This window comes from Halomonas sp. B23F22_10, from assembly GCF_043496975.1.
GTDB classification, from domain to species: Bacteria; Pseudomonadota; Gammaproteobacteria; order Pseudomonadales; family Halomonadaceae; genus Halomonas; species Halomonas smyrnensis.
Genome location: NZ_JBIEKF010000001.1, coordinates 794,455 through 815,567 on the forward strand (window position 1 = coordinate 794,455; position 21,113 = coordinate 815,567).

The 21,113-nt window shown below is 70.5% G+C and carries 19 protein-coding genes; 8 read left to right on the plus strand and 11 right to left on the minus strand.

Translation table 11 applies throughout. The annotated features are described in order from the left end of the window. The first annotated feature begins 16 nt into the window (after nucleotides 1-16). From ACGTNF_RS03630 to ACGTNF_RS03645, 4 genes are all read left to right on the plus strand, one after another. Nucleotides 17-1,093 (plus strand): microcin C ABC transporter permease YejB, encoded by a 1,077-nt coding sequence (locus tag ACGTNF_RS03630; RefSeq protein WP_394600454.1) that lies wholly within the window; start codon nucleotides 17-19, stop codon nucleotides 1,091-1,093. A gap of 2 nt (nucleotides 1,094-1,095) precedes the next feature. Then, nucleotides 1,096-2,193, plus strand: a complete 1,098-nt coding sequence (locus ACGTNF_RS03635) for an ABC transporter permease (protein ID WP_152478989.1) — start codon at nucleotides 1,096-1,098, stop codon at nucleotides 2,191-2,193. Then, nucleotides 2,190-3,782 (plus strand): ABC transporter ATP-binding protein, encoded by a 1,593-nt coding sequence (locus ACGTNF_RS03640; RefSeq protein ID WP_394600455.1) that lies wholly within the window; start codon nucleotides 2,190-2,192, stop codon nucleotides 3,780-3,782. The genes ACGTNF_RS03635 and ACGTNF_RS03640 overlap by 4 nt, the downstream gene beginning before the upstream one ends. Before the next feature lie 184 nt (nucleotides 3,783-3,966). Then, entirely contained in the window at nucleotides 3,967-5,706 is a 1,740-nt protein-coding gene (locus ACGTNF_RS03645) for a GGDEF domain-containing protein (RefSeq protein WP_394600456.1), read from the plus strand. A 27-nt stretch (nucleotides 5,707-5,733) separates the two neighbouring features. Here the strand turns inward: ACGTNF_RS03645 and ACGTNF_RS03650 are convergent, their stop codons facing one another. Together ACGTNF_RS03650 and ACGTNF_RS03655 are read right to left on the minus strand one after the other, a co-directional pair. Then, a complete protein-coding gene (locus ACGTNF_RS03650) occupies nucleotides 5,734-6,435 on the minus strand; it encodes a pseudouridine synthase (RefSeq protein WP_394600457.1) in 702 nt (233 codons plus the stop codon). After that, nucleotides 6,435-7,250 (minus strand): amidohydrolase, encoded by an 816-nt coding sequence (locus ACGTNF_RS03655; protein ID WP_394600458.1) that lies wholly within the window; start codon nucleotides 7,248-7,250, stop codon nucleotides 6,435-6,437. The genes ACGTNF_RS03650 and ACGTNF_RS03655 overlap by 1 nt, the downstream gene beginning before the upstream one ends. Nucleotides 7,251-7,373: 123 nt before the next feature. Between ACGTNF_RS03655 and rarD the strand changes: the two genes are divergently transcribed. After that, a complete protein-coding gene (gene rarD, locus ACGTNF_RS03660; protein ID WP_394600459.1) occupies nucleotides 7,374-8,279 on the plus strand; it encodes an EamA family transporter RarD in 906 nt (301 codons plus the stop codon). A 19-nt stretch (nucleotides 8,280-8,298) separates the two neighbouring features. On the opposite strand, the gene ACGTNF_RS03665 is transcribed toward rarD, so the two are convergent. Next, nucleotides 8,299-10,713 carry an EAL domain-containing protein gene (locus ACGTNF_RS03665; RefSeq protein WP_394600460.1) on the minus strand — a complete coding sequence of 805 codons (2,415 nt, stop codon included), beginning with the start codon at nucleotides 10,711-10,713 and terminating at the stop codon, nucleotides 8,299-8,301. 307 nt (nucleotides 10,714-11,020) lie between these two features. Between ACGTNF_RS03665 and ACGTNF_RS03670 the strand changes: the two genes are divergently transcribed. After that, nucleotides 11,021-12,184: an NAD(P)/FAD-dependent oxidoreductase gene (locus ACGTNF_RS03670; RefSeq protein ID WP_394600461.1), complete on the plus strand. Its 1,164-nt coding sequence runs from the start codon at nucleotides 11,021-11,023 to the stop codon at nucleotides 12,182-12,184. Between the two features lie 31 nt (nucleotides 12,185-12,215). Here the strand turns inward: ACGTNF_RS03670 and ACGTNF_RS03675 are convergent, their stop codons facing one another. Next, complete coding sequence (locus ACGTNF_RS03675; protein WP_394600462.1) at nucleotides 12,216-13,487, minus strand: O-acetylhomoserine aminocarboxypropyltransferase/cysteine synthase family protein; 1,272 nt, start codon at nucleotides 13,485-13,487, stop codon at nucleotides 12,216-12,218. Between the two features lie 332 nt (nucleotides 13,488-13,819). On the opposite strand from ACGTNF_RS03675, the gene csiR reads away from it, so the two are divergent. Next, a complete protein-coding gene (csiR, locus tag ACGTNF_RS03680) occupies nucleotides 13,820-14,506 on the plus strand; it encodes a DNA-binding transcriptional regulator CsiR (protein ID WP_394600463.1) in 687 nt (228 codons plus the stop codon). A 97-nt stretch (nucleotides 14,507-14,603) separates the two neighbouring features. Beyond that, nucleotides 14,604-14,822: a ribbon-helix-helix protein, CopG family gene (locus tag ACGTNF_RS03685; RefSeq protein WP_016854991.1), complete on the plus strand. Its 219-nt coding sequence runs from the start codon at nucleotides 14,604-14,606 to the stop codon at nucleotides 14,820-14,822. A 46-nt stretch (nucleotides 14,823-14,868) separates the two neighbouring features. Here the strand turns inward: ACGTNF_RS03685 and ACGTNF_RS03690 are convergent, their stop codons facing one another. The 7 genes from ACGTNF_RS03690 to ACGTNF_RS03720 all read right to left on the minus strand — a co-directional run bounded on the left by ACGTNF_RS03690 (nucleotide 14,869) and on the right by ACGTNF_RS03720 (nucleotide 21,078). After that, entirely contained in the window at nucleotides 14,869-15,702 is an 834-nt protein-coding gene (locus tag ACGTNF_RS03690) for a universal stress protein (protein ID WP_394600464.1), read from the minus strand. Between the two features lie 103 nt (nucleotides 15,703-15,805). Next, nucleotides 15,806-16,762: a 5-oxoprolinase subunit C family protein gene (locus ACGTNF_RS03695; protein ID WP_394600465.1), complete on the minus strand. Its 957-nt coding sequence runs from the start codon at nucleotides 16,760-16,762 to the stop codon at nucleotides 15,806-15,808. Continuing rightward, complete coding sequence (pxpB, locus tag ACGTNF_RS03700; protein WP_394600466.1) at nucleotides 16,759-17,478, minus strand: 5-oxoprolinase subunit PxpB; 720 nt, start codon at nucleotides 17,476-17,478, stop codon at nucleotides 16,759-16,761. The genes ACGTNF_RS03695 and pxpB overlap by 4 nt, the downstream gene beginning before the upstream one ends. Continuing rightward, nucleotides 17,475-18,242: a 5-oxoprolinase subunit PxpA gene (locus ACGTNF_RS03705; RefSeq protein WP_026068421.1), complete on the minus strand. Its 768-nt coding sequence runs from the start codon at nucleotides 18,240-18,242 to the stop codon at nucleotides 17,475-17,477. The genes pxpB and ACGTNF_RS03705 overlap by 4 nt, the downstream gene beginning before the upstream one ends. Before the next feature lie 72 nt (nucleotides 18,243-18,314). After that, the gene (locus tag ACGTNF_RS03710) at nucleotides 18,315-19,199 is read right to left on the minus strand and encodes a DUF7281 domain-containing protein (RefSeq protein ID WP_394600467.1); all 885 of its coding nucleotides are present in this window, start codon (nucleotides 19,197-19,199) and stop codon (nucleotides 18,315-18,317) included. Beyond that, the gene (locus tag ACGTNF_RS03715; RefSeq protein WP_394600468.1) at nucleotides 19,196-20,455 is read right to left on the minus strand and encodes a hypothetical protein; all 1,260 of its coding nucleotides are present in this window, start codon (nucleotides 20,453-20,455) and stop codon (nucleotides 19,196-19,198) included. Before ACGTNF_RS03715 ends, ACGTNF_RS03710 begins: the two co-directional genes overlap by 4 nt. After that, the gene (locus ACGTNF_RS03720) at nucleotides 20,452-21,078 is read right to left on the minus strand and encodes a condensin complex protein MksE (RefSeq protein WP_394600547.1); all 627 of its coding nucleotides are present in this window, start codon (nucleotides 21,076-21,078) and stop codon (nucleotides 20,452-20,454) included. Before ACGTNF_RS03720 ends, ACGTNF_RS03715 begins: the two co-directional genes overlap by 4 nt. Between the last annotated feature and the right edge of the window lie 35 nt (nucleotides 21,079-21,113).

The following is a 21,113-nucleotide window of genomic DNA, read 5'->3' on the forward strand; positions in this document are numbered from 1 at the left end:
GCCCTAAGGACACTCCGTGGCCGCCTACATACTGCGCCGCCTGCTGCTGATGATCCCCACCCTGCTGGGGATCATGTTGCTCAACTTCCTCATCGTGCAGGCCGCCCCTGGCGGCCCCATCGACCAGATGTTGGCCCGCTTCGAGGGCCTGTCGACCCAGGCCAGCACCCGTCTCGAGGGCGGCGGCGGCGACAGCGCGGGCAGCGGCGGCGAATCCCGCGGCGCCCGCGGCGTGCCACAGCAGTACATCGACCGCCTCGAGACCCAGTTCGGCTTCGACGAGCCGGCCTACCAGCGCTTCCTCGACATGCTCGTCGACTACGCCACCTTCGACCTGGGCGAGAGTTTCTTCCGCGGCGAGCCGGTCACCACCCTGATGCTCGAACGCCTGCCGGTATCGATCTCGCTGGGCCTCTGGACCACCCTGCTGGTCTATCTGATCTCGATCCCGCTGGGCATCCGCAAGGCGCTCCGCCATGGCTCGCGCTTCGACGTCTGGAGCTCGGGGCTGGTGATCGTCGGCTACGCCATCCCGGGCTTTCTGTTCGCCATCCTGCTGATCGTGCTGTTCGCCGGCGGCAGCTACTGGGACGTGTTCCCGCTGCGCGGCCTGACCTCACCGGACTTCAGCGATCTCTCCGCCTGGGGCAAGGTCAAGGACTACTTCTGGCACATCAGCCTGCCGGTGCTGGCCTCGGCGATCGGCAGCTTCGCCACCCTGACCATGCTGACCAAGAACAGCTTCCTCGACGAGATCCACAAGCAGTACGTGCTGACCGCCCGGGCCAAGGGCGCCAGCGACCGCCGCGTGCTCTACGGCCACGTGTTCCGCAACGCCATGCTGATCATCATCGCCGGGCTGCCCTCGGCGCTGGTGGCGATCTTCTTCACCGGCTCGCTGCTGATCGAGGTGATCTTCTCGCTCAACGGCCTCGGCCTGCTGGGCTTCGAGGCGGTGATGCAGCGCGACTACCCGGTGATCTTCGGCACCCTGTATCTCTACACCCTGATCGGGCTGATCCTGAAGCTGGTCTCGGATCTGACCTACGTGTGGGTCGACCCGCGCATCGACTTCGAGACCCGGGAGTCCTGAGCATGGCACTGAGCGAGCGTTTCTCTCCCATCACCCGCCGCCGGCTGGCGGTGTTCCGCGGCAACCCCCGCGCGCGCCTGTCGCTGTGGCTGTTCATGGCGCTGTTCGTGGTCAGCCTCGGCGCCGAGCTGGTGGCCAACGACCGGCCGCTGCTGGTGAACTACCAGGGCCAGTGGTACGCACCGCTGATCGTCGACTACCCGGACAGCGCCTTCGGCGGCTTCCTGCCCACCCCGGCCGACTATCGCGACCCCTACACCCGCGAGGCCATCGAGGCCGACGGCTGGATGCTGTGGCCGCCGATCCCGTTCTCCTACGACACCCTGGATCAGGACCTCGATCATCCGGCGCCCTCGCCGCCCGACGCCCGCCACTGGCTGGGCACCGACGACCAGGGCCGCGACGTGCTGGCCCGGGTGATCTACGGCTTCCGCCTGTCGGTGGTGTTCGCCCTGGTGCTGACCGCCGGCTCGCTGGCCCTGGGCGTCGCCATCGGCGGCGTGCAGGGCTACTTCGGCGGCAAGGTCGACCTGATCGGCCAGCGCCTGATCGAGATCTGGTCCGGCCTGCCGGTGCTGTTCCTGCTGATCATCCTGGCCAGCCTGGTCGAGCCGAACCTGTGGTGGCTGCTCGGCATCATGCTGCTGTTCTCCTGGCTGGGGCTGGTCGACGTGGTGCGTGCCGAGTTCCTGCGCGCCCGCAACCTGGAATACGTGCGCGCCGCCAGGGCCATGGGCCTGCCGTCGCGGATCATCATGCGCCGCCACGTGCTGCCCAACGCCATGGTCGCCACCCTGACCTTCATCCCGTTCCTGTTCACCGGCGCCATCACCACCCTCACCGCCCTGGACTTCCTCGGCTTCGGCCTGCCGCCGGGCTCGCCGTCGCTGGGCGAGCTGGTGGCCCAAGGCAAGAACAACCTCCAGGCGCCGTGGCTCGGCATCACCGCCTTCTTGACCCTGGCGGTGATGCTGTCGCTGCTGGTGTTCATCGGCGAGGGCCTGCGCGACGCCTTCGATCCGCGCCACATCCAGCACGCCAGCGGCAAGGCCGAGCCGGCCGACGGCGAGCGCCAGACCGCCACGGGGAGCGCCAGATGAGCGACGAGACCCTGCTTCGCCTCGAGGATCTGACCATCGCCTTCGACGACGCCCCGGTGGTCGAGGCGCTGTCGCTGCAGGTGCGCTCCGGCGAGACCCTGGCGCTGGTCGGCGAGTCCGGCTCCGGCAAGTCGGTATCGGCGCTCGGCGCCCTGGGCCTGCTGCCCCCCGGGGCCCGGGTCAGCGGGACGCGCCGGCTCGGCGACACCGATCTCGCGCGGCTATCGACGCGCGACTGGCGCGCGATCCGCGGCGGACGAGTCGGCTTCGTGTTCCAGGAGCCGATGACCTCGCTCAACCCGCTGCACACCGTGGCCCGCCAGATCGGCGAGACCCTGCGCCTGCACCAGGGGCTTCGCGGCGCGGCCGCCCGCCGACGCGCCCGAGAGCTGCTCGAGCAGGTCCAGCTGCCCCGCGCCGAGGAGCTGCTGGACGCCTGGCCCCACCAGCTCTCCGGCGGCCAGCGTCAGCGCGTGATGATCGCCATGGCCATCGCCAACCACCCGCGGCTGCTGATCGCCGACGAGCCGACCACCGCGCTGGACGTCACCGTGCAGCAGGAGATCCTGGCGCTGCTGGCCGAGCTGCGCGACACCCACGGCATGGGCATGCTGTTCATCACCCACGACCTCAACCTGGTGCGCCGCCACGCCGATCGGGTCTGCGTCATGCGCCACGGCCGGGTCCAGGAGACCGGCCCGGTGTCGCGGGTGTTCGAGACCCCCGAGAGCCCCTATACCCGCGAGCTGCTGGCCGCCGACCCCACCGGCCGCCCCGAGCCGCTCACCCATCGCCCCCCACTGCTCAGCGCCCGCGGGCTCGGGATCCGCTTCCAGCGGCCGAAGAAACTCTTCAGCCGCCGACCGCCGGCCTTCGAGGCGGTCAAGCCGCTGGACCTCGCGGTCGCGCCGGGCGAAACGCTCGGCATCGTCGGCGAATCCGGCTCCGGCAAGACCACCCTGGCCCTGGCGCTGCTGCGCCTGCAGCAGAGCGACGGCGAGATCACCTTCGACGGCCAGCGTCTCGACCACCTCCACGGCGACGCCCTGCGCCGCCAGCGGCGGCGGCTGCAAATGGTGTTCCAGGACCCTTACGGCTCGCTGTCGCCGCGCATGCCGGTGGCCGATATCGTCAGCGAGGGGCTGCGCTTCCACCACCCCGAGCTGGACGATGCCGAGGTCGACCGCCGCGTGCGCGCCACCCTGCGCGAAGTCGGCCTGCCCGAGGAATGTGGCGCCCGCTACCCGCACGAGTTCTCCGGCGGCCAGCGTCAGCGCATCGCCGTGGCCCGGGCGCTCATCCTCGAGCCGGCGCTGCTGGTGCTCGACGAGCCGACCTCGGCGCTCGACCGCACCGTGCAGAAACAGCTGGTCACCCTGCTGCGCGAGCTGCAGCGCAAGCGCGGGCTCAGCTATCTGTTCATCAGCCACGACCTGGCCGTGGTACGCGCCATGGCCCACCGCCTGCTGGTGCTCAAGGACGGCGAGGTCGTCGAACAGGGCGACTGCGAGGCCGTGCTGACCCGGCCGACCACCGACTACACTCGCGCCCTGGTCGAGGCCGCGGGACTGTCGTCAATATCACCATGAACGCCGTCATCGGCGTCGCCGCCTCCCCCGCGGCCTGATCACCAGGCCGCACCGAGTCGATGATGCTGTAGAAGTGACTGAAGATAACGGTATAAATCCGAGACGACCCGGGAGACGGTTTTGCTGGCACCGAAGGGCCGCCTATCTATACTTGCCGAGTGTCGAAGGAACGAGAGGAACCGGGATGCGTCAGGCAAGGATGTGGCTGACCGCCGCGACGCTGCTGTGCCTGGCGGCCCTGTGGGCCGGCTCGGCGATGGCGGCATCGCGCGACCTGGGCGCCGGCTGGGAGTATCGCTGGGGCGACTCGCCCATGACCGCCGACGGCGTGCCGACCTGGACACAGCCGAGCGATGACGCGGCCTGGCAGGCCATCGACTTCCCCGCCAACCCACCCGGCCGCCGCGGCCAGACCCACGCCTGGTTCCGTACGGTCCTGCCCGACGGCGACTGGCGCGACCCGGTGCTCTACATCACCAGCATCGACCTGATCGCCGAGGCCTATCTGGACGGCGAGCGCCTCTATCACCACGGCACCTTCGACGCCGCCGGCAACGGCCGCTTCGCCGGCTGGCCCTGGCACATGATCCGCCTCCCCGATGACTTCCCCGGCCGCCTCCTGACCCTGCGGGTCTACTCCGACTACACCGACATCGGCCTGTGGGGCGAGGTCAGGCTGATGGAGCGGGCCGAGCTGTACGACCACCTGCTGCGCGATTCCCTCGATGCCCTCATCGTCGGCCCGCTGTGCCTGCTGCTGGCGCTGCTCGCCGGCAGCTTCGCGCGGTTCCAGGACGATCGCCGCCGCTTCCTGCCCATCGGCCTGTTCGCCCTGGGCTCCGGCGTCATGGTTCTGGCCGAATGCCCGGCCAGTCAGCTGCTGATCGACCGCCCACTGCTGTGGGACGGCCTCACCGCCGCGGGCTACTTCAGCCTGCCGGTCGCGCTGGGGCTGCTGCTGGAACACTGGTTCGCCGACACCCGCGCACGACGCATCCGCCGCATCTGGCAGGCCCATCTGCTCTATCTGGTGGGCGCGCTGGGCGCCAGCGGGCTCGGCTGGGTCGAGCTGTCGATGACCTTCCCGGTGTTCGACGCGCTGCTGGTCGTCAGCCTCGTCCTGCTGCTGGCGATCATCGTGCCCTATCTCGGGCGGTTCGATGCCCGGCAGCGGGCCATACTGGGCGCCTTCGCCCTCTTCGGGGCATTGCTGCTGATCGACATGGCCGTGGCCCACGGCCTGCTGCCCTGGCGGCGGGTGCCGACCAGCGCCGGGGCGCTGGCCTTTGCCCTGGTCATCGCGGGCATCTCGCTGATCGACTATGCCCATACGCAGCGTGAACTGAAGCGTCTCAACAGGCAGCTCGAGCAGGAGGTCGAGCAGCGAACACAGCAGCTGCAGCAGCTGGTGGATCGGCTCGAGATCGACTCCACCACCGACCCGTTGACCGGCCTGCACAATCGCCGCCACTTCGACGAGTGCCTGCGCCAGGAAACCCACCGGGCCAGGACCCGGCAGGCGCCACTGGCGCTGGCGATGCTCGACATCGATCACTTCAAGCGCATCAACGACAGTCACGGCCATGCGGCCGGCGACCGGATCCTGGCGGGCGTCGCGGTCGCGCTGCGTGAGCACTTCCGCGACGATGACGAGATATGCCGCATCGGCGGCGAGGAGTTCGTGGTGCTGCTGCCCGGCGCCGGCGCCGACACGGCAAGGGAGCGCGCGGCCTCGCTGATGGCCAGCCTGGCCGACCGCGTCTACTGGCACGACGGCCACATGCTGGGCCCGGTGACTCTGTCCTGCGGCATCGCCGCCTGCCCGGCGCACACCGACGATCCCCTGGCGCTGCCCGATCTGGCCGACCGGGCGCTGTACGGCGCCAAGAAGACCGGCCGCAACCGCATCATCACCGCGACATGAGGATCGACCTCAGGCGGAACTCACCACTCAGAACAGCGCCACTTCCTCGGCGCTGAGCTCGCGCCATTCCCCGGGCGCCAGCTCGGGGTCCAGCGTCAGCGCGCCGATCGATTCACGGTGCAGTATCTCGACGTGATTGCCGATGGCGGCAAACATGCGGCGCACCTGGTGGTAACGGCCCTCGTGGACGGTCAGCCGCGCGTGCAGCGGGTCGAGCATCTCGAGCTCGGACGGCCGCGTCGGCGCCTCGTCACCCTCGAGCTCGATGCCCTCGGCGAAGGCCGCCACCGCGCGCTCGGCCTCGGCGCCTTCCAGGGGACGCGCCAGGGTCGCCAGATAGACCTTGGCGCAGCCGCGCTTCGGCGAAGTCACGCGATGCGACCACTGGCCGTCGTCGCTGAACAGCAGCAGGCCTGTGGTCTCCACATCGAGCCGCCCCACCGTCTGCAGGCGCTCGGCCTTGGGCAGGTCGATCAGGTCCATGGCGCGCGGATAGAGGCCGCGGCGCGCCGTGCATTCCACGCCTTCCGGCTTGTGCAGCATCACGTAGCGCAGCCCGACCAGCTCAAGGCGCTCGCCGTTCCAGGTAACGCGGTCATCGGCCGCGAGATGGCGGGCGGCCTTCTTCTCGCGCTCGCCGTTGACCTCGACCTCGCCGCGGAGCAGCGCCCGCTTGGCCAGGCTGCGGGTCATCTCGGTGCTTTCGGAGAGAAATCGATCCAGTCGCATCAGGCACCCACTCCATCGGTCAGGCCGAAATGATCGGCGTCGCGCCAGGCCGGAAACTTCTCCCGGAAGGCATGCAGTTCGTCCAGCGACAGCGTCCCTGTCCTGACGAAAGCCACATCACGGGGCTCGTCGATCAGCGGCTCGCCCTTGGCGTCCACCAGCATCGAGTCACCGGCGTAGGCCAGGCCCTTGGCGTCCTCGCCGACGCGGTTGACGCCGATCACCGGGCACAGGTTCTCCACCGCGCGGGCCTGGAGCAGCACCCGCCAGGGATGGCGACGCGGCGCCGGCCAGTTGGCCACGCACAGCAGCGCATCGTATTCGAAGGCTTCGCCGGCCTCGGGCCGCTGGCGCAGCCACACCGGGAAGCGCAGGTCGTAGCAGACGCTGAGCAGGATGCGGAAGCCCTTGAGCTCGACGATCACCCGCTCGTGGCCCATGGCATAGCGCTCGTGCTCGCCGGCCATGCGGAACAGGTGGCGCTTGTCGTAGTGCACCAGGCTGCCGTCGGGACGCGCCCAGATCAGGCGGTTGAAGCAGTCGCCGTCTTCCACCACGGCCACGCTGCCGGTCACCACGCAGCCGCGTCGGGTCGCCTGCTCGCGCAGCCAGGCCACCGTGGCGCTCTCGGCCATGGGCTCGGCCATCTCGCGGGAGTTCATGGTGAAGCCGGTGGCGAACATCTCGGGCAGCACGATCAGGTCGGTGTCGTCGCCGTCGAGCTCGCCCAGCGACGCCTCCAGCATCCGGCAGTTCGCCTCGGGGTCTTCCCAGCGCAGGTCGGCCTGCACCAGGGTCGTTCTGAGTTCGCTCATCGAGGACTCCATTGGGGATCAAACGGCCCCCATAGCCTAAACGAGAGCGCACGCCGACGCAGCCATCACCCTGCCGGCCGGCACGCATGATAGGCTGTCGCTTTCTTGAACAGGGACGTGAAGATGCCTTCGATCGACCGCGACACCCAGGCCGTCCAGGGCGTGGGATACGGCCTCGCCGCCTATCTGATGTGGGGCTGTTTCCCGCTGTTCTTCGCCCTCTTCGACGGCGTGCCCGCCTACGAGATCCTGGTGCACCGGGTGCTGTGGTCGTGCGTGTTCCTGGCCGGCGTGGCGACCGTGCTGCGCCGCTGGCGGCCGGTGCGCGAAGCCTTCGCCCGGCCGCGACAGCTGGGCAGGGTACTGGGCTGCGCGGTGCTGATCGCGATCAACTGGGGCCTGTTCATCTACGCCGTCGAGACCCAGCACGTGCTGCAGGCGAGCCTCGGCTACTACCTGACGCCACTGATCAACATCGCGCTGGGCATGCTGGTGCTGCGCGAGCGCATGAGCCGGGTGCAGGGGCTCGCGGTGGGCCTGGCCGGCATCGCCATCGGCCTGCAGCTGGCGCTGCTCGGCACCTTGCCCTGGATCAGCCTGGTGTTGGCCCTGAGTTTCGGCACCTATGGGCTGCTGCGCAAACAGGTGCCGCTGGACGGCCTCTCGGGGCTGCTGGTCGAGACCCTGCTGCTGATGCCACTGGGCCTGGTGGCCCTGGGCGCGCTCAGCCAGGCCGGCCTGTCGCATCTGCTCGCCGACACCCGCACCACGCTGCTGCTGGTGGCCTGCGGGGTGATCACCGCCTTGCCGCTGCTGGCCTTCGCCGGCGCCGCCCGCCGCCTGCGCCTGGCCACCCTGGGCTTTTTGATGTACCTGAACCCCAGCGTGCAGTTCCTGATCGCCCTGTTCGTGTTCGACGAGCCGCTGGAACCGACCCAGCTCGCCACCTTCGTGCTGATCTGGATCGGCCTGGCGCTCTACAGCTGGTCGGCCTGGCAGCGCCGCGCGCCGTCACAGGCCCGCGCCTGAGCGTGACCGAACCGCGGGGCTAGCGCCAGCGCGTCAGGAACGCCTCGGACTCGCTCGGCCGCCCCAGATGGAAGCCCTGCAGCAGCTGCACGTCCTGCGACGCCAGCCAGCGCAGCTGCGTCGCGCTTTCCACGCCCTCGGCGACGATCTCCAGGCCGAGCTGGCGGCAGAAGCGCACCATCGCCGCATAGGCCTCGACCGCCCGCTCATGGCGCCCGGCCGCCTCGAGCAGCTCGCGGTCGAGCTTGACCGCATCGAAGGGCAGCCGCTGCAGCAGCCGGAAGGCGGTATAGCCGGTGCCGAAATCGTCCAGCGAGACCCGCACGCCGAGGCGGCGCAGCTCGACCAGCGTCTGCTCGAGGCCCACCAGCTCGCCGAAGTCGGCGTGCTCGGTGATCTCGATCTCGAGCCGGCCGGGCGGCAACCGTCTCTCCCGCAGCGCATCGGCCAGCCCCGGCACGAAGGCCTCGTCCTCGAGGGAGGCCAGCCCGACGTTGATCGACAGCCGGAAGTCGTCGCCCAGGCGCGCCCGATGCCGACTCAACCAGTCGATGGCCTCCTGGATGACCCAGTGATCCAGCTGGCGCGTCAGGCCGAGGCTCTCGACCACCGGCAGGAACTCGCCCGGTGACACGGCACCGTACTCGGGATGCTGCCAGCGCAGCAGCGCCTCCGCGCCCAGCAGGCGATGATCCCGGGTGGCGAACTGCGGCTGGAAGACCAGCCGCCACTGGGACTGCGGCGCGTCGATCAGCGCCTCGATCGCCTCCGCCAGATGGCGAAAGCGCGTCGCCGATCCGGGCTCTCGCGGCATGACGCGGCGCAGGGGCTGCGACCAGCCGCGCTGTTCGAGATGCCTCACCCCCTCGTCCAGCGCATCGCGACACTGGGCGATGTCGGCGCCCCGGTCGCCGAGACACAGCAGGCTCGCATACCAGTTCAGCCGCTGTCCGCCGTGCTGGGGCGAGAGCTCGCCGAGGCGCGCCAGCACGCCGTCGAACAGCACCTCGACATCCACCGCCAGCACCGAGGCCGGCATCCAGCCCAGCAGGTTCATGCCGGGCCCCGCGTAGAGATGCCAGTCCGCGGGCAGCGCCTCGCGCATCGCCGGGAGCTGTTCGCGCAGCATCGACTTGGCGGCGGTCAGCCCGAAACGTTCGCGGGCCTCGCGCAGCTGCGGCGAGGCGAGCTCGAACAGGCAGCCGCCGCGGCTCGGCGCCTCGGCCTCCCACAGCTGCTGGCTGGGCAGCCCGCTGGCCTGATCGATCATCAGCCGCCGCTGGCGAAGGGCGATGCGTCGCCGCGACCAGCCCATGACCAGCAGGCCGCCGCCCAGCACGCCGCTACCACCGAGGCCGGCCCACAGCAGCATCGAACGCTGATCCTCGACCTGCCGCATGGCGTCGTTGACGCCGATCCATTCGATGGCGCCGGTCAGCGGCGCCGGCACCCTAGCATGCCAGCGAGCGTCCAGCACCCGGCGGCCTTCCGCCACGACCTGACGCTCGGGCTGGCGTTCGAAGATCGGGCTCAGCAGCGTCTCGATGGCCAGGGTGGCCGCCCGCCGGGTGTCGAGCAGGGTGCCGCCGGCGCAGCCGAGGTCCAGCTGGTACGGCAGATGGCAGAAGACCGGCACGCCCTCGGCGGCCAGCGCCTCCAGCCAGCCCCGGCGCGTCGGATCGAGATCGCCGCTGCCGGTGGTCTGGCCCTCGACCAGATACACCCGGGTAGCGTCCGGCAGCGCGTCCAGCGCCTCGATCACCGCCGCCGGCGTCCAGTCCCACAGCACGCCGGCCAGCCGCCCCGACGCGGACGCCCGCAGCCGCGACACGAAGGACCGGGTCAGGTCCTCGCCGACGACGGTGTCATCCCCCAGCACCAGCCAGGGCACCGGCGCGCCGAATGCCTGCCCCAGGAAGGCCAGCGACGGCTCGGCCACCTCGGTGGTCTCGATCCGCTTGATGCCCGCGTCCCGCGCCCGCTGCTGCAGCGCCGGATCATTGATGCCGATCGCCACCACGCGAGACGCCTCGCGCCAAGCCTCGGGGCGGGAGAGATAGAAGGCCAGGGCCGCATCATCGAGCAGCAGCAGACGATCGCTGGGCGTCACCGCGAAGCGCCCTGCCAGGCGCTCGCGCTGCAGGCTGAAGGCACGTTCGCGGCCCAGGCGCCGGGCATCCAGATAGTCCACCTCGAGCGCCGGCACGCCGAGCCGTTCGGCCGCCTCGTCGAGACGGGCCAGCAGCTCGTCGGTCCACAGGTTGCCGCGGTGATAGGAGGCCAGCACCTGGATGCGCGAGGCCTCGCCGGCGGACGCGGTGCCGCTGGCCCCGCTCGCGGGCACGGCCGATGCCGACGACGCGGCGATCACGAGCCCCGCCAGGCAGCGGCACAGCAGGAGCTTGAGGTGTGGTAACCGCGTTCGCGACCGCATCGGGGAACCCGACTCGTTTATGTTCAAGGCCTTATCTGACGCCTTGTCGCTCCGGACGTCAACCGAAAGTACCGACGCAGGCCCTCGCCCCGCCGGCGGCCGAAGACGGCGAGGTCGCCGGCACCTAGAGCGCGCCACGTGCTGTGGCCTGCCAACCGCTCTCTGAAGCCCGGCGTGCGCGCGGTGATCGATGCCCCAAGCAGGCGGCCCGGGACCGCCACGAATTCGGCGGCTGAGCCTGCGTCAGGGGTGGCGGAGGATGGCGGGCAGGAGGAAGATGGCGCTATTCCGGTCACATGGCGACCCTATGACATCCCTCGCCCCTCACGACGCGCCGCCCCGCTCATCGACGGCCCCCCTGCTGCTGGTCGGCGCCGGCCACGCGCACCTGAACCTGATCCGCCAGCGGGAGCGCCTGCCCATGCCGCGGGTAATGCTGCTCGATCCCGGCGGCTTCTGGTACTCCGGCATGGCCGGCGGCGTGCTGGGCGGCCAGCATTGCCCCGCCGCGGACCGAATCGATCCCATGGCGCTCGCCCGCCGCCATGGCGTCGAGGGCCTGCGCGGCCGGCTGGCCGAGCTCGATCCCGCACGACGCGAGGCGCGGCTGGACGACGGCCGACGCCTGGCGGTATCGGCCGTCTCGTTCAATCTCGGCTCGACGGTGAACACGCCGCCGGCCCATGCCGAGGGGCCCGGGGTGTGGCCGGTCAAGCCGATCCCTCGTCTGGTGGCGCTGCGCCACCGGCTGGCGCGCGACTTCGCTGCGGGAAGCTGCCCGCGGCTGCTGGTGGTCGGCGGCGGCGCCAGCGGCGTCGAAGCGGCCTGCCAGCTGCGGGCCCTGGCCGACCGCCATGGCGTCGACCCGACCATTCGCCTGCTGACCCGGTCGTCGGAGCTGCTGCCGGGCGCCCCGCCAGGCGCGGTGCGCTGGCTGCGGCGCCGGCTCGCCCGGCGGCGCATCACGGTCGAGACCGGGCTCGAGCTGGTCGCCCATCTGCCGGGCGGCATCATGGCGACGCCCGTGGGGCAGCCCGCCGGCGACGACAACGCACGCTTTGTCGCCGCCGAGCACGTGGTTCACGCCGTGGGCCTGGCGCCGCCGCCGGTGATCGAGCGACTCGGCCTGCCGACGATTCCCGGCCGCGGGCTGGCGGTCACCGACAGCCTGCAGAGCCCGGCGGCCCCCTGGGCCTTCGCCGCCGGCGACTGCGCCGCCATCATCGATCACTCACTGCCCAGGCTCGGCGTCTACGGGGTACGCCAGGCGCCGGTGCTGCGGGACAATCTCATCGCCTGGTGGCGCGGCGAGGCGCTGCGCCCCTACCGGCCCCAGCCCCGGGCGCTGTCGATCCTCGATCTGGGCCGCGGCCAGGCGCTGGCGATACGCGGCGGCGCCTGGTGGGGCGGACGGCTGGCCTGGTACTGGAAACGCCGGCTGGACGAGCGTTTCCTGGCCGGCTATCGCTGAAGGGCGCGCTGAAGGGCGCACTGAAGGGCGATCAGGCCGAAGCCTCGAGGGCCTGGTCCAGATCGGCGATGAGGTCGTCGATGTGCTCGATGCCGATCGACAGCCGCACCATGTCGTCCGTCACGCCGGCGGCCTTCAGCTCCTCGTCGTTGAGCTGACGATGGGTGGTGGCGGCGGGGATCGAGGCACAGCTCTTGGCGTCGCCGATGTTGACCAGCCGCAGGATCAGCCCCAGGGCATCGTAGAAGCGCGCGCCCGCCTCGCTGCCGCCCTGGATACCGAAACTGAGTATTCCCGAGGCGCGCCCCTGCATGTAGCGGCTCGTCAGGGCATGGTCTGGATGATGCTCGAGGCCGGCATAATGCACCCAGGTGACCCGCGGATGTTTCTCCAGATGGCGGGCCACCGCCAGGGCGTTGTCGCTGATGCGCTCGATGCGCAATGCCAGGGTCTCGAGCCCCTGCAACAGCTGCCAGGCGGACTGGGCAGAGAGCGCCGCGCCCATGTTGCGAAGCGGCACCACACGGGCACGCCCGATGAAGGCGGCCTCGCCCAGATCCCGGGTATAGCAGACGCCATGGTAGGAGACGTCCGGCTCGTTGAGCAGCGGGAAACGCTCGGCGTGATCGGCCCAGGGGAAACGCCCCGAATCGACGATCACCCCGCCCACGGTGGTGCCGTGCCCACCGATGTACTTGGTGGCGGAATGGATGACCACATCCGCCCCGTGCTCGATGGGCCGGCACAGGAAGGGCGTGGGCACGGTATTGTCGACCATCAGCGGTACGCCATGGCGATGGGCGAGCTCGGCCAGTCGCGCCAGGTCCACCACGCCCCCGGAGGGATTGCCGACGCTCTCGCAGAACACCGCCTTGGTCCGGGTGTCGATCAGCCCCTCCAGGGCCTCGAGGTCGTCCTTGTCGGCGAAGCGCACCTCGATGCCCTGGCGCGGCAGGGTATGGGCGAAGAGATTGTAGGTGCCGCCGTAGAGTTCGCTGATCGAGACGATGTTGTCACCGGCCTCGGCCACGGTCTGGAGGGCGTAGGTGATGGCCGCCATGCCGGAAGCCACCGCCAAACCCGCGATACCGCCCTCCAGGGCCGCCACACGCTGCTCCAGTACGGCACAGGTCGGATTCATGATCCGAGAGTAGATATTGCCTTCTACCTTGAGATCGAAGAGATCCGCCGCATGCTGGGCGCTGTCGAAGGCGAAAGAGGTGGTCTGATGGATCGGCACGGCGACGGCATGCTGGTCGTCGGGGGCATAGCCGTGATGCAGGGCGAGCGTTTCGGGCTTCATGACAGCTCCTTGAGCGGAAGACGAGACGTTAGAGGGCGTTGCGAACAATACTAATCCAACGCGGATTCCGAGGTATCTTAGCGTTTCGTCTGTCGAAGCCCTCCTGGCGAGCACCGGACACGCGAAAGCCCCCTGCCGATCCTCGCCCGACACCTCGACTTGCACCATGGCCCATGCGGCGGCGTACGCCACGGGCGGCGCTTCAAGGCCGAGCATCGATCAAGAATATCCACGTTCCGTAAAAATGACGAAGGCCGGGGCAAGTGACGACGATTCTCATGGCTCACGATGATCAAGTATCATGACCTCCCATCACAGGGAACGGCGGCACCATGGACAGCACCCCTCGACAGAACCTCGGCATCAGCGCCTACCGCTGGCTCAAGCAGGACATCATCCGCGGCGTCTACCCGCCGGGCGAGAAGCTGCTGATGAGCCGGCTCAAGGAGCGCTACGATCTCGGCGTCGGCCCGCTGCGCGAGGCGCTGTCGCAGCTGGTCGCCGAACGGCTGGTGGTCGCCATCAGCCAGCGCGGCTACCGGGTCGCGCCGATGTCGCGCGAGGAGCTGGCCGATCTCTATGATGCCCGCGCCCAGCTGGAGGGCCTGATGCTGGAGCTGGCCATCGAGCGCGGCGACGACGCCTGGGAGGCCGACGTGCTGGCCAAGGCCCATACCCTGGCCAAGGTCATGGAGGTGCACAGTCCCGAGGAGATGCTCGACGTCTGGGACAGCCGCCACCAGGCCTTCCATACCGCGGTGGTCGCAGGCTGCAACTCGCCCCACCTGATGCAGGCGCGCCAGGGGCTGTTCGACCAGGTCGAGCGCTATCGCCACCTTTGGCTGCAGGAGACGGTACTCTCCGACGAGGCCCTGGCACGCAAGCGCGAGGAACACGCCGCCCTGGTCGACGCCATCCTGACCCGCGACGCCGAGCGCTCACGATCCATGATGCGCGAGCACCTGATGACGCCGGTGCCGATCATCCTCGATGCAATGCAGCGCCGGGGGCTGGCATAAGCCGAGGCCGCCGTGACGGGATCATATTGACCGCGGTCATCGTGTTGTCACGGAAGTCGGGGGATACTCGTCCTGACCCCACGGAGGAGTGATCGCCATGCCCCTGCCCCATCTGCTGCACCTGACCCGCGACCAGGAACTACGCCTCGAACGCCTCGCCGAGCGCTGCGGGCTGCCCCGCCACGAACTGCTCGAGCGCCTGGTCACCGAGGGCATCGCCAATCTCGAGAGTGAGCTGATGATCGAGGGCGCCGGCCTGCGCCGGGCCGAACGCAGCATCGACCAGCTGCTGCGCGAGAGCGGCCTGGGCGCCTGACGGCCCCAGAACGGGTCTTCCATCGGAAACGAGCCGCCGTCCCCGCTCAGTGATGCAGCAGGACGGCCCTGGGGGTATGCGCCAGCAGGCCGGCGGTGGTCGAGCCCTTCAGCCACTCGTGGAGCACCCCCGAGCCAAAGGCGCCGATGGCGACGAGATCGCCCTCCTCGGCCAGCGCCGCCAGCCTCTCGACCGGATGGCCCTCGGCGACATGGGTCTCGATCGCGATGCCGTGGGTCGCCCCGTAGCGCTCCACCGCATCGAGGTGATGCCTGGCCCGTGCGCTGTCACGATCGATGGCCCAGGCCTGCACCGGCAGCGACAGGGCGCTGGCCAGCGCGACGCTGCTGGCCATGACGCGACGCATGGCGGCCCCGCCGTCCACCCCGATCAGCACCCGCTCGAGTGGTTCGTCGACCACGCCTGCCACCAGCACCGGCAGCTCCGCACGATGCAGCAGGTGGCGTATCACTTCCCCCGCCTGGGGATGCCAGCGCTTCTCGGCGGACACGCCGTGCCGCCCCAGCACGATCAGGTCGCACTCCCTGGCCGCCAGCAGCAGCGTCTCGAGCAGCGGGCCGTGCAGCTCGCGCGTCTCGCCGTCGAGGCCTGCCTCCCGCGCGGCGCGCCTGACGTGGCCGAGACGCTCCCTGATTCGACGCCCCACCTGAGGATCCTCGCCCGAGTGGGGGAATTCGCCCAGCGACAGGAAGCCGCCCTGGCTAACGTCCCGCGTCGGCAGTGTCGCGTGGTCATCATGCCCGTCGACATGCACGGCAAGCAGCCTGGCCTGCAGCGGCGCGGCGAGATCCAGCGCCAGCGACGCCGCCACGCCTCCCGCGGCGGAGCCGTCCACGCCCAGCAGCAACGACTTGAACATCGGGGACTCCCTCCGCGGAGGACCGCGTCGATGGGTGTCCCTTGGGTATATGCCACCGACACGCCGATCGCCAGAGGAACCCCTGGCGAACGCGCCCGGGGACTCAGCGGAAGGCGGCGCGGAAGCGTCGGTGCTCGGCCAGCGCCCGCTCGGCGGACACCGCCTCAAGGCGCAGCTCCTGGCCCGGCAGGCACTGCGCCAGCCGCGCGCAGGCAAGTGGCGTCAGCGCCCCCAGGCGTGGATAGCCGCCGATGGTCTGGCGATCGTTGAGCAGCGCGATGGGCTGGCCGTCCGGCGGCACCTGCACGGCACCTAGGCTAATCCCCTCGGAGATCATGCTGGCCAGCCGACAGCGCAGCGTCGGCCCGCGCAGGCGCACGCCCATGCGGTCGGCGCGGTCGTCGACCCGCCAGAGCGTATTGAAGGCCGCGGCCAGGCTCGCGCCCTCGAACTCGGCGATCTGGGCCCCCGGCAGCAGCGACAGCCGTGGCATCGCCGCATAATCAGGCCGCGCTTCCGCAGGCGCCTCACGCTCGTCGCCGACCGGGTGCTCCCCCGCCTCGGTGCCGACGTGCAGGACATCGCCCTCGGCCAGGGCGTGCCCCCGTCCATCGTGGCCGCCGAGCCCCTCGCGCACCACGCCGGCCAGGCTGCCGAGCACCGGCTCGGCGCGAAAACCGCCGGCCACGGCCAGATAGGCGCGCAGCCCGCCGACCGGCTGGGCGAAGCGCAGCACCTGGCCGGGACGCAGGCGAAACCGCTGCCAGGGCGAGAGCGGCCTGTCATCGAGGGTCGCGCCGAGATCCGCGCCGGCCAGCGCCAGCGTCAGCTCGCGCTCGGCCTCCAGAGCCAGGCCGCCGAGCGTCACTTCCAGCGCCGCCGCCCCCCAGGCGTTGCCGGCCAACCGGTTGGCCCAGGCCCAGGCCTGCAGATCGGCGGGGCCGCCCTGGGTCACGCCCAGCCGGCGCACGCCGAAGCGCCCGGCGTCCTGCAGCAGCGCCAGCGGCCCCGGGCGCGTGACCCGCAGCCCCGCCACGGTATCCCGTATCACCGCCGTCATCGCCTGTCCTCCATGGTCGTGACATCGGCGCCCAATCGCACCAGTGCCTCCTTCGAGACCGGCACGAAGCGCACCCGGTCGCCCACCCGGAGCAGGCTGAAGCCGTCACGGTCGCGGTCGAACAGCCGCGCGGCGGTGCGCCCGATCAGGTTCCAGCCCCCCGGCGAGACGGCGGGATAGGCCGCGGTCTGGCGCCCGGCGATGCCGACGCTGCCGGCGGGCACCTTCTTGCGTGGCGTCTCCAGGCGCGGCGTCTCGAGCCGTGGGTCGACGCTGCCCATGAAGGCGAAGCCCGGCGCGAAGCCCAGCGCATAGACGCGATAGGTCACCTCGGCATGACGTGCGATGGTCTCCGCCACGTCGAGCCCCGCCCGCTCGGCCAGGGGCACAAGCTCCGGGCCGACGCTCTCGTGATACCAGGTCGGAAGCTCATGAACCTCGCCCTGGCCATCCGCCTCGTCGGACGCCAGCGCGGCCAGCGTCTCGGCGAGGCGGGACCGCGCCTCGCCAGGCGTCATCCGCATCGGATCGAAGATCACCAGCAGGGTGGTATAGGACGGCACCAGGTCCACCAGGACGTCGCCGAAGGCCGCCTCGCAGTCGCGCACCAGAGCGGTGATCCAGGGCAGGTTGGCCTCGTCGATGGCATCGAACAGCCGCACCAGCCAGCCGTCGAGCCCCGCCGACTCCAGTCGCGGCAGGCCCGGGGCGCTCATGGGTTCCCCTCCTCAGGCGCATCGTCCTGCTGGAGAGCCTCGCGGATGGCCTGGATGGCGGCGATCGACTCGGCGTTGTCGCCATGCACGCAGAGGGTGTCGGCCGCGAGGATCAGCGCGCTGCCGTCGCGGGCGACGAGGGGCTCGCCGCGGGCGATGCGACGCGCCTGGTCGACGATCACGGCCGGGTCATGGTGCACGCTGCCGGTCTCGCGCCGCGACACCAGCCGCCCCTCGCCGTCGTAGGCGCGATCGGCGAAGGCCTCGAACCACAGGGTGACGCCGAAGCGATCGGCCAGCTCGCGGGCGGCCGAATCGTCGCGGGTGGCCATCACCATCAGCGGTAGTTCGGCATCGAAGGCGACGAGCGCGCGCATGACCCCGGCCAGGATCTCGGGATCGCGCATCATGTCGTTGTAGAGCGCTCCGTGGGGCTTCACGTAGCCCACCGACAGGCCCTCGGCGCGACACACGCCGGACAGCGCCCCGAGCTGGTAGAGCACCAGGTTCTCGATCTCCTCGGGCGTGCAGGCCATGTGGCGCCGCCCGAAGCCCACCATGTCCGGATAGGCCGGATGCGCGCCCACGGTGACGCCGTGCTTGCGCGCCAGGCGCACCGTCATGCGGATCACGTCGGGATCCGAGGCGTGGAAGCCGCAGGCCACGTTGGCCAGGTCCACGTGAGGCATCACCTCGGCGTCCATGCCCATGGTCCAGGCGCCGAAACTCTCGCCCATGTCGGCATTCAGCAGCAGTTTGCGCATGCGTCTCGTCTCTTCCTCCGTCATCGTCTCCTCATTAAAACAGGCCCACGGCGCAGCGTCGTCGCTCATCCCTCACGCCGCCTTGCCGAGCGCGACGCCGACCAGCGACGCCGCGAACCATTGCTGAAGCAGCCCGCGCTGCTCATCGAGCAGCAGCGCAAGATGGCCGCGCAGCGGATGCTCCCCGGGCAGCGTGTCGCGGTACCGCAGCAGTCGGTCTCGATAGCGCGCCTGCTTCGCGGGCAGATGAAGCGCCGTGGCATGCTGTTGCAGCCAATCAAGCGGTGGCAGCAGCCAGTGCGTGGCACCGCTGCCGAGCGCGATATCGAGCCCCTTGAGGTCGAAGTCGCCGACGCAGGCATGGGGCCGCCCGGTGGCCGCCCAGGCCTCGGCCAGCCGGGCGAAGCCGCCACCGTAGTGGCGGTCGCCGCGATAGACCACCAGCGGCCTTGGATACGCCGACAGCGCCGGGTTCTCGGTCGTGAAGGCGTAGAAGCTGTCGAGGTTCTCGACCTGCACCAGCACGTCGAAGGCGGCCGGCGTGACGGCACGCCAGTCGACATCCCTATACTCCCGCTCGCCGCCGGCGATGCCCGGCCAGGGTGCCCGAGCCGGGAGGCTGACCAGCACCCGCGTTTCCCGCGGCGCCTCGCGCACGCTCTTCGCCTCCCGATAGCCATACTCGGCCTGCTGCGCGGTCGTCAGCCCGCTCAGACCGGCCGCCAGCGGCGGCTGGCCCTGCACCTCGAGTTCGGCGTCGATAGCGTCCAGCAGCTCGCGATCCAGGCGCAGCCGGGTGCGGGTCAGGCGCGCCCCGGGCTCGATGTCCCAGGCCTCGCACCAGGCGACGATCCGCTTCACCACGGGGCCGTTCGGCTTGTCGACGTGGGCACCAAGGCGCAACTTGCTGGCCGCGTCGCGCAGCAGCTCGCGTTCCGCCTCCGAGAGCGTGGTCATGCGCGCTCCTGACGCACGGGGGCGAGCTGAAGGCTGACGTCGTGAATCAGCCGCACGTCGTTGAAGGCGGCCGCGCGGGTCTCCTGCTGGCGCAGCCGGAAGGCGGCCTGCTCGCGTCGCGGCAGGCCCTGGAACTCGGCGAGCACCTGGAACAGCCAGATCTCCTCGCCCCACTCGAGCTCGCCCGCCTCGAGATACTCCAGCGCGCTCAGCGGCTCGCCGTCGCCCTCGACCACCGACAGGTAGAAGCGTTCGACGTCCTCCCTCAGCGCCTGCTGGCGGGCGGCGACCATCGAGTCCTCGTGACGCTCGGCGGCCACGGCGGCGGCGACGGGCTCCGGCGCCGCGACGCGCCGCGGCAGGTCGTGCAGCAGCCCGGTGACGACCCGGGCGTCCGGGGCGTGATCGAGCGCCACCGCGCCGGCGGCGGTCAGCGGCGCGGCGCGATTGACCAGCGCCGGCACTTCGCTGCGCCGGGCGTAGTTGCCGGGCACGAAGCCCGGATGCTCGCGCAGGAAGGCCGCCATGCCCGCCACCAGGCGACTGCGGGACTGCTGCTGGCGGAAGCGCGTCATCAGCTCGATCAGCCGCCGCTGCACCTCGCGCAGGCTGGTGTAGTGCTGGCTCAGGCGATGCTGGAGCTGGCTGACCAGCAGCTTGCGCAGCGCCCCGTCGGCCCCCACCAGGTCGATCAGCTCGTCGAAGTCGATCAGCGCCAGGCCGTCGAGCAGGCGCACGATCTGCTTCTGGGCGCGGTCGTTCTCGCGGATCTTGTCGGCCAGCCGGCTGACGAAGCCGAAGTCGCTGTTGAGGCGCCGCCACAGGCTGTCGATGGCGTCGGCGAAGCGGCCGTCGAGGTCGTCCACCGCCTGGCGCAGGCGCAGCAGCTGCTGCTCCTGGCGCCAGTACTCGGCGCCGTCGCGGGCCTCGCGATAGCTCTGCACCAGGCCGCGCATCAGCTCCAGGGTCTCGGCCACGTCGGCGTTGACGTGGCGGCGGGTCTCGTCGGCCAGCATCTCGGCGATCAGCTCGCGCACCTTGGGCGAGAGCTTCACCCCGGCCTGCTCGTCGGGCCGCCACAGGATGCGCGCCGACAGCAGCCGATTCAGCGCGGTGGTGGAAAGGCCCTCCAGCGGCACCTCGTCGCGCACGTAGCCGGCCATCAGCGCCTCGGCGTGCTTGCCGAGCAGCGCCAGCCGCTCGGCGCCGGTGCCGAGCAGGCGGTTGTCCAGGGCGTCTGAGTCGCTCGCGCTCACAGCAGCCGCTCCTGGGTTTCCGGGGCCTGGTCGTCGACGGGCAGCTGCTCCTCGTCGCGGATGAAGCGCACCAGCTCGATCAGGTAGTCGATCTTGGCGGTGGCAATGAAATAGTGGCGGTCGGCATGGGGCTGGCGCAGGTAGCCGCGCTCGCGCAGGCGCTTGAAGACCTGCTTGATCTGGGCGTCGAGCTGCTCGCTCTGGGAGCCGAAGAAGGGATCGGTGGCCAGGCGCTCGAGGCGCTCGCGCAGCCCCTGATTGTCCTCGCAGCGCGAGCTGAAGTCGGCCGGCTTGAGCACGTCGCCGGGCGACACCGGGCCGTCGCGGCCGAGCGCCTCCTGCACCAGCTGCAGCCATTCGAGCATCGGCAGCAGGCTGCCGACGGTCTCCGCCAGCTGGCGGGAGAGCTGGTCGCGGGCACCCTCGTCCAGCTGGCGCCAGGCCAGGAAGTAGACGCTGCCTTCGTCGTTGCTCGCCAGTCGGCGGTTGAGCGGGCGCAGGTAGGCGTCGAGGCGCTCGCGGGTCGCCTCGTCCTGCAGGCGGCGGAAGGCGGTGTCGTCGCTGACCGCGCACAGGAAGTCGCCGGCCAGCAGGCGCTCCAGCAGCGGGCCCAGCTCCACCATGGAACGCTCCGCGGTCGAATGCTCTGACATCATGT

Excerpts from the sequence above, each read along its gene's own strand:
- ACGTNF_RS03635 (WP_152478989.1), top strand. The coding sequence starts at position 1,096 with ATGGCACTGAGCGAGCGTTTCTCTCCCATCACCCGCCGCCGGCTGGCG.
- ACGTNF_RS03640 (WP_394600455.1), top strand. The coding sequence starts at position 2,190 with ATGAGCGACGAGACCCTGCTTCGCCTCGAGGATCTGACCATCGCCTTC.
- ACGTNF_RS03645 (WP_394600456.1), top strand. The coding sequence starts at position 3,967 with ATGCGTCAGGCAAGGATGTGGCTGACCGCCGCGACGCTGCTGTGCCTG.
- ACGTNF_RS03650 (WP_394600457.1), bottom strand. The coding sequence starts at position 6,435 with ATGCGACTGGATCGATTTCTCTCCGAAAGCACCGAGATGACCCGCAGC.
- ACGTNF_RS03655 (WP_394600458.1), bottom strand. The coding sequence starts at position 7,250 with ATGAGCGAACTCAGAACGACCCTGGTGCAGGCCGACCTGCGCTGGGAA.
- rarD (WP_394600459.1), top strand. The coding sequence starts at position 7,374 with ATGCCTTCGATCGACCGCGACACCCAGGCCGTCCAGGGCGTGGGATAC.
- ACGTNF_RS03665 (WP_394600460.1), bottom strand. The coding sequence starts at position 10,713 with ATGCGGTCGCGAACGCGGTTACCACACCTCAAGCTCCTGCTGTGCCGC.
- ACGTNF_RS03670 (WP_394600461.1), top strand. The coding sequence starts at position 11,021 with ATGACATCCCTCGCCCCTCACGACGCGCCGCCCCGCTCATCGACGGCC.
- ACGTNF_RS03675 (WP_394600462.1), bottom strand. The coding sequence starts at position 13,487 with ATGAAGCCCGAAACGCTCGCCCTGCATCACGGCTATGCCCCCGACGAC.
- csiR (WP_394600463.1), top strand. The coding sequence starts at position 13,820 with ATGGACAGCACCCCTCGACAGAACCTCGGCATCAGCGCCTACCGCTGG.
- ACGTNF_RS03685 (WP_016854991.1), top strand. The coding sequence starts at position 14,604 with ATGCCCCTGCCCCATCTGCTGCACCTGACCCGCGACCAGGAACTACGC.
- ACGTNF_RS03690 (WP_394600464.1), bottom strand. The coding sequence starts at position 15,702 with ATGTTCAAGTCGTTGCTGCTGGGCGTGGACGGCTCCGCCGCGGGAGGC.
- ACGTNF_RS03695 (WP_394600465.1), bottom strand. The coding sequence starts at position 16,762 with ATGACGGCGGTGATACGGGATACCGTGGCGGGGCTGCGGGTCACGCGC.
- pxpB (WP_394600466.1), bottom strand. The coding sequence starts at position 17,478 with ATGAGCGCCCCGGGCCTGCCGCGACTGGAGTCGGCGGGGCTCGACGGC.
- ACGTNF_RS03705 (WP_026068421.1), bottom strand. The coding sequence starts at position 18,242 with ATGCGCAAACTGCTGCTGAATGCCGACATGGGCGAGAGTTTCGGCGCC.
- ACGTNF_RS03710 (WP_394600467.1), bottom strand. The coding sequence starts at position 19,199 with ATGACCACGCTCTCGGAGGCGGAACGCGAGCTGCTGCGCGACGCGGCC.
- ACGTNF_RS03720 (WP_394600547.1), bottom strand. The coding sequence starts at position 21,078 with ATGGTGGAGCTGGGCCCGCTGCTGGAGCGCCTGCTGGCCGGCGACTTC.